This window comes from Commensalibacter sp. M0133, from assembly GCF_016101485.1.
Classification (GTDB): Bacteria; Pseudomonadota; Alphaproteobacteria; order Acetobacterales; family Acetobacteraceae; genus Commensalibacter; species Commensalibacter melissae.
Genome location: NZ_JACFQI010000007.1, coordinates 23,993 through 30,352, shown reverse-complemented (window position 1 = coordinate 30,352; position 6,360 = coordinate 23,993). Strand labels below are relative to the sequence as shown.

Here is a 6,360-nt window from a genome sequence, read left to right as displayed (position 1 = left end):
CAGACTGGAAGACGGGAAGTTTCGGCCCTTACGGATGCCCGGAAAACCTTAGCGTACGATTTTTTCCGAATTCTGCGGGCTCCCCTATCTCATCTGCGCAAGGCAGAACGTGAAGACGGCCGCCCTGGACCTCGCCCGCGAGCGCCAGGCGCACGAGGCCGGCGCGCGGACCCGCGCCACGGCCCACGAGCGGACGCCGCAGCAGGAGCGCCAGAAGGCCGCCAGAGAGGCCGAGCGCGGCCGTGAGGCTTGGACGCTAGGGCAGGGCATGAAAAAGCCCGTAGCGGGCTGCTACGGGCGTCTGACGCGGTGGAAAGGGGGAGGGGATGTTGTCTACATGGCTCTGCTGTAGTGAGTGGGTTGCGCTCCGGCAGCGGTCCTGATCAATCGTCACCCTTTCTCGGTCCTTCAACGTTCCTGACAACGAGCCTCCTTTTCGCCAATCCATCGACAATCACCGCGAGTCCCTGCTCGAACGCTGCGTCCGGACCGGCTTCGTCGAAGGCGTCTATCGCGGCCCGCAACAGCGGCGAGAGCGGAGCCTGTTCAACGGTGCCGCCGCGCTCGCCGGCATCGCTGTCGCCGGCCTGCTCCTCAAGCACGGCCCCAACAGTGAAGTAGCTGATTGTCATCAGCGCATTGACGGCGTCCCCGGCCGAAAAACCCGCCTCGCAGAGGAAGCGAAGCTGCGCGTCGGCCGTTTCCATCTGCGGTGCGCCCGGTCGCGTGCCGGCATGGATGCGCGCGCCATCGCGGTAGGCGAGCAGCGCCTGCCTGAAGCTGCGGGCATTCCCGATCAGAAATGAGCGCCAGTCGTCGTCGGCTCTCGGCACCGAATGCGTATGATTCTCCGCCAGCATGGCTTCGGCCAGTGCGTCGAGCAGCGCCCGCTTGTTCCTGAAGTGCCAGTAAAGCGCCGGCTGCTGAACCCCCAACCGTTCCGCCAGTTTGCGTGTCGTCAGACCGTCTACGCCGACCTCGTTCAACAGGTCCAGGGCGGCACGGATCACTGTATTCGGCTGCAACTTTGTCATGCTTGACACTTTATCACTGATAAACATAATATGTCCACCAACTTATCAGTGATAAAGAATCCGCGCGTTCAATCGGACCAGCGGAGGCTGGTCCGGAGGCCAGACGTGAAACCCAACAGACCCCTGATCGTAATTCTGAGCACTGTCGCGCTCGACGCTGTCGGCATCGGCCTGATTATGCCGGTGCTGCCGGGCCTCCTGCGCGATCTGGTTCACTCGAACGACGTCACCGCCCACTATGGCATTCTGCTGGCGCTGTATGCGTTGATGCAATTTGCCTGCGCACCTGTGCTGGGCGCGCTGTCGGATCGTTTCGGGCGGCGGCCGGTCTTGCTCGTCTCGCTGGCCGGCGCTGCTGTCGACTACGCCATCATGGCGACGGCGCCTTTCCTTTGGGTTCTCTATATCGGGCGGATCGTGGCCGGCATCACCGGGGCGACTGGGGCGGTAGCCGGCGCTTATATTGCCGATATCACTGATGGCGATGAGCGCGCGCGGCACTTCGGCTTCATGAGCGCCTGTTTCGGGTTCGGGATGGTCGCGGGACCTGTGCTCGGTGGGCTGATGGGCGGTTTCTCCCCCCACGCTCCGTTCTTCGCCGCGGCAGCCTTGAACGGCCTCAATTTCCTGACGGGCTGTTTCCTTTTGCCGGAGTCGCACAAAGGCGAACGCCGGCCGTTACGCCGGGAGGCTCTCAACCCGCTCGCTTCGTTCCGGTGGGCCCGGGGCATGACCGTCGTCGCCGCCCTGATGGCGGTCTTCTTCATCATGCAACTTGTCGGACAGGTGCCGGCCGCGCTTTGGGTCATTTTCGGCGAGGATCGCTTTCACTGGGACGCGACCACGATCGGCATTTCGCTTGCCGCATTTGGCATTCTGCATTCACTCGCCCAGGCAATGATCACCGGCCCTGTAGCCGCCCGGCTCGGCGAAAGGCGGGCACTCATGCTCGGAATGATTGCCGACGGCACAGGCTACATCCTGCTTGCCTTCGCGACACGGGGATGGATGGCGTTCCCGATCATGGTCCTGCTTGCTTCGGGTGGCATCGGAATGCCGGCGCTGCAAGCAATGTTGTCCAGGCAGGTGGATGAGGAACGTCAGGGGCAGCTGCAAGGCTCACTGGCGGCGCTCACCAGCCTGACCTCGATCGTCGGACCCCTCCTCTTCACGGCGATCTATGCGGCTTCTATAACAACGTGGAACGGGTGGGCATGGATTGCAGGCGCTGCCCTCTACTTGCTCTGCCTGCCGGCGCTGCGTCGCGGGCTTTGGAGCGGCGCAGGGCAACGAGCCGATCGCTGATCGTGGAAACGATAGGCCTATGCCATGCGGGTCAAGGCGACTTCCGGCAAGCTATACGCGCCCTAGGAGTGCGGTTGGAACGTTGGCCCAGCCAGATACTCCCGATCACGAGCAGGACGCCGATGATTTGAAGCGCACTCAGCGTCTGATCCAAGAACAACCATCCTAGCAACACGGCGGTCCCCGGGCTGAGAAAGCCCAGTAAGGAAACAACTGTAGGTTCGAGTCGCGAGATCCCCCGGAACCAAAGGAAGTAGGTTAAACCCGCTCCGATCAGGCCGAGCCACGCCAGGCCGAGAACATTGGTTCCTGTAGGCATCGGGATTGGCGGATCAAACACTAAAGCTACTGGAACGAGCAGAAGTCCTCCGGCCGCCAGTTGCCAGGCGGTAAAGGTGAGCAGAGGCACGGGAGGTTGCCACTTGCGGGTCAGCACGGTTCCGAACGCCATGGAAACCGCCCCCGCCAGGCCCGCTGCGACGCCGACAGGATCTAGCGCTGCGTTTGGTGTCAACACCAACAGCGCCACGCCCGCAGTTCCGCAAATAGCCCCCAGGACCGCCATCAATCGTATCGGGCTACCTAGCAGAGCGGCAGAGATGAACACGACCATCAGCGGCTGCACAGCGCCTACCGTCGCCGCGACCCCGCCCGGCAGGCGGTAGACCGAAATAAACAACAAGCTCCAGAATAGCGAAATATTAAGTGCGCCGAGGATGAAGATGCGCATCCACCAGATTCCCGTTGGAATCTGTCGGACGATCATCACGAGCAATAAACCCGCCGGCAACGCCCGCAGCATCGCGACCGTCATCGGTGAGAAGTTCGGCAGGTATTGGGTGGTGACAATGTAGGTGCTGCCCCAAATGGCAGGTGCTATCGCTGTGAACAATAAATCGGGCGTGCGTAATGACATGCGATTACAAGACCTCCGCTACGGCGATGGGTTTTTGAGAGTTGCAGGCGCCGCGATGACCGCACCCTGACTTGGACTGGCCCTGCCTCGCACCAATCCACCTGCGGCTATGGCCGCGATCATGCGAGGCCCGAAAATTACACGACCTGTACACGTCCGCCGAACCCGGAACGCAACAGAGCTTCGTGGGCATCCCGATCCGGGTCGTAGCAGCAGTCCTGGACCAAACGCACGTCGTAGTCCGCATCACTAGCCCAGGCGACGCTTGAAAGAACAACGCCGGTGGTGCTTATCCCGGCCATGACAAGCGTGCTTACGCCGCGCGTCCGAAGGTCGGCGTCGAGCGCCGTGCCATAAAAGACGCTGGCTCGCGGACATGCATAGAAAAGGTCGCCCCGTTCGATCGCAAGCCCTTCGACGGGCAGACCGGTGCGAAATCGTCCGCTCGGGAGATACGGTGAGATTTGGCGATTCGTCGCCGGCGGCGCATGTTCATACTCTTCGCCGAGCGAAAAGTTGGGGAACAGCACGGGCCGGCCGCGCAAGGCGTGCTGGCAGCCGTGCAGACCCTGCGTGAGATGAACGCCGACAACCTGCGCAAGGTGCCGGCCGATGCACCCACGGCCTTCATCAAGCCGCGCTGGAAGCCGCTGGTGATCACCCCGGAAGGCCTCGACCGGAAATTCTACGAAATCTGCGCCCTGTCCGAGCTGAAGAACGCCCTGCGCTCCGGCGACATCTGGGTCAAGGGCTCGCGGCAGTTCCGCGACTTCGACGACTACCTGCTGCCGGCCGAGAAGTTCGCCGCACTCAAGCGCGAGCAGGCCCTGCCCCTGGCGATCAACCCGAACAGCGACCAGTACCTGGAAGAGCGTTTGCAGCTGCTGGACGAGCAGTTGGCCACCGTCACCCGCCTGGCCAAGGACAACGAGCTGCCCGATGCCATCCTCACCGAGTCAGGGCTGAAAATCACCCCGCTGGATGCGGCGGTGCCGGATCGGGCGCAGGCGCTGATCGACCAAACCAGCCAGTTACTGCCGCGCATCAAGATCACCGAACTGCTGATGGACGTGGACGACTGGACGGGCTTCAGCCGCCACTTCACCCACTTGAAGGACGGGGCCGAGGCCAAAGACAGGACGTTGCTGCTGTCCGCAATCCTCGGTGATGCGATCAACCTCGGGCTGACCAAGATGGCCGAGTCGAGCCCCGGCCTGACCTACGCCAAGCTGTCCTGGCTGCAAGCCTGGCACATCCGCGACGAAACCTATTCGGCGGCCTTGGCCGAGCTGGTCAACCACCAGTATCGCCACGCCTTTGCCGCCCACTGGGGCGACGGCACGACCTCATCCTCCGATGGCCAGCGCTTCCGCGCGGGTGGCCGGGGCGAGAGCACCGGGCACGTCAACCCGAAGTACGGTAGCGAGCCGGGACGGCTGTTCTATACCCATATCTCCGACCAGTACGCGCCGTTCAGCACCCGCGTGGTGAATGTCGGCGTCCGCGATTCCACCTATGTGCTCGACGGCCTGCTGTACCACGAGTCCGACCTGCGGATCGAGGAGCACTACACCGACACGGCCGGCTTCACCGATCACGTCTTTGCCCTGATGCACCTGCTAGGCTTCCGCTTCGCGCCGCGCATCCGCGACCTCGGCGAAACCAAGCTGTACGTGCCGCAGGGCGTGCAAGCCTACCCGACGTTGCGCCCGCTGATCGGCGGCACCCTGAACATCAAGCACGTGCGTGCCCACTGGGACGACATCCTGCGCCTGGCCAGCTCGATCAAGCAGGGCACCGTCACCGCCTCGCTGATGCTGCGCAAGCTCGGCAGCTACCCGCGCCAGAACGGACTGGCCGTGGCCCTGCGCGAGCTGGGCCGGATCGAGCGCACGCTGTTCATCCTGGACTGGCTGCAAAGTGTTGAACTGCGCCGCCGCGTGCATGCCGGCCTGAACAAAGGTGAGGCGCGCAACTCGCTGGCCAGGGCGGTGTTCTTCAACCGCCTTGGGGAAATCAGGGATCGGAGCTTCGAGCAGCAGCGCTACCGGGCCAGCGGCCTCAACCTGGTGACGGCGGCTATCGTGCTGTGGAACACGGTGTACCTGGAACGCGCCACCCAGGGGTTGGTCGAGGCCGGCAAGCCGGTGGACGGCGAGCTGCTGCAATTCCTGTCGCCGCTGGGCTGGGAGCACATCAACCTAACCGGCGATTACGTCTGGCGGCAGAGCCGCAGACTGGAAGACGGGAAGTTTCGGCCCTTACGGATGCCCGGAAAACCTTAGCGTACGATTTTTTCCGAATTCTGCGGGCTCCCCATTACTAAACCCAATTTTCTATAATCAATCCAGATACCCTGTTAAACTCTTTCATATTATTCGTAACTAAGATTACGTCTAATGCTAGAGCATGAGCAGCAATTAACATATCCAAACTGCCAATAGGTTGACCTGTCGATTGTAATTGATGTCTTAATTGAGCATAATGCCAGATAGATTGTTCATTGTAAGGAAAGATTTCTAAAGGAGCTAAAAATTTATTTAAGGCTTGTTTATTTCTTTGTGATCCAGACTTTTCAACACCAAAAGCAAGCTCTGAAGCCGTAATACTGGAAATCCCTAACTGTCCTAATTGAAATTGTTTGAACTTCTCAAACACATGAGGAGGTTTGTTATTGATAATATAAATACAGATATTGGTATCGAGTAAATAAATCACTTTATATCCTCACGGGTTTGATCTCCTTGAGGATCTCTTGTAAATTGAAAATCATCTTCAAACTCATTGACAGCTTCCTGCATTAATAGCCACGGATTTTCTTTAGGCAATAAAAGAACACCATTTCCAAATGCTTTTACGATGACTTCATCTTCGTTAAAACGAAATTCCTTAGGCAATCTCACGGCTTGACTTCTGCCATTTTGAAATATTTTTGCTACTTGCATATTAATACTCCTTTATAGTATATACTATTGATATATATCATATGTAATATTACTCTTACAAGTAAAAATGATCTGTTATATATTGTAGGTCATATTCATGTTTGAAATAATCGTTTTGTATAAATTATGATACTAACAATTAGTAAGTAAGAAGTAACAG

7 protein-coding genes and 1 pseudogene are annotated in these 6,360 nt (G+C 59.2%); 3 read left to right on the top strand and 5 right to left on the bottom strand.

The features are described from left to right. Window positions 1-109: 109 nt before the first annotated feature. Window positions 110-352 (top strand): transposase, encoded by a 243-nt coding sequence (locus H3T46_RS08730; protein ID WP_000844627.1) that lies wholly within the window; start codon window positions 110-112, stop codon window positions 350-352. 31 nt (window positions 353-383) lie between these two features. On the opposite strand, the gene tetR(A) is transcribed toward H3T46_RS08730, so the two are convergent. After that, entirely contained in the window at window positions 384-1,034 is a 651-nt protein-coding gene (gene tetR(A), locus H3T46_RS08725; protein WP_000164043.1) for a tetracycline resistance transcriptional repressor TetR(A), read from the bottom strand. Between the two features lie 105 nt (window positions 1,035-1,139). On the opposite strand from tetR(A), the gene tet(A) reads away from it, so the two are divergent. Further along, entirely contained in the window at window positions 1,140-2,339 is a 1,200-nt protein-coding gene (gene tet(A), locus H3T46_RS08720) for a tetracycline efflux MFS transporter Tet(A) (RefSeq protein ID WP_000804064.1), read from the top strand. Between the two features lie 31 nt (window positions 2,340-2,370). Here tet(A) and H3T46_RS08715 read toward each other — a convergent pair whose 3' ends face one another. Then, a complete protein-coding gene (locus H3T46_RS08715) occupies window positions 2,371-3,255 on the bottom strand; it encodes a DMT family transporter (protein WP_000058717.1) in 885 nt (294 codons plus the stop codon). A 137-nt stretch (window positions 3,256-3,392) separates the two neighbouring features. Next, on the bottom strand, window positions 3,393-3,785 hold the full coding sequence (locus tag H3T46_RS08710; RefSeq protein ID WP_001351729.1) for a cysteine hydrolase family protein: 393 nt from the start codon (window positions 3,783-3,785) through the stop codon (window positions 3,393-3,395). Between the two features lie 3 nt (window positions 3,786-3,788). Between H3T46_RS08710 and H3T46_RS08705 the strand changes: the two are divergent. Then, window positions 3,789-5,540: pseudogene (locus H3T46_RS08705) on the top strand (Tn3-like element TnAs1 family transposase); the annotation flags it as partial. Between the two features lie 37 nt (window positions 5,541-5,577). On the opposite strand, the gene H3T46_RS08700 reads toward H3T46_RS08705, so the two are convergent. Then, window positions 5,578-5,973 (bottom strand): type II toxin-antitoxin system VapC family toxin, encoded by a 396-nt coding sequence (locus tag H3T46_RS08700; protein ID WP_196424286.1) that lies wholly within the window; start codon window positions 5,971-5,973, stop codon window positions 5,578-5,580. Beyond that, window positions 5,970-6,200, bottom strand: a complete 231-nt coding sequence (locus H3T46_RS08695; protein ID WP_155568650.1) for an antitoxin — start codon at window positions 6,198-6,200, stop codon at window positions 5,970-5,972. Before H3T46_RS08695 ends, H3T46_RS08700 begins: the two co-directional genes overlap by 4 nt. Window positions 6,201-6,360 lie beyond the last annotated feature (160 nt).

Bases quoted from the DNA above. Each gene is read 5' to 3' on its own strand.
- H3T46_RS08715 (WP_000058717.1), bottom strand. From the start codon at position 3,255: ATGTCATTACGCACGCCCGATTTATTGTTCACAGCGATAGCACCTGCC.
- H3T46_RS08695 (WP_155568650.1), bottom strand. From the start codon at position 6,200: ATGCAAGTAGCAAAAATATTTCAAAATGGCAGAAGTCAAGCCGTGAGA.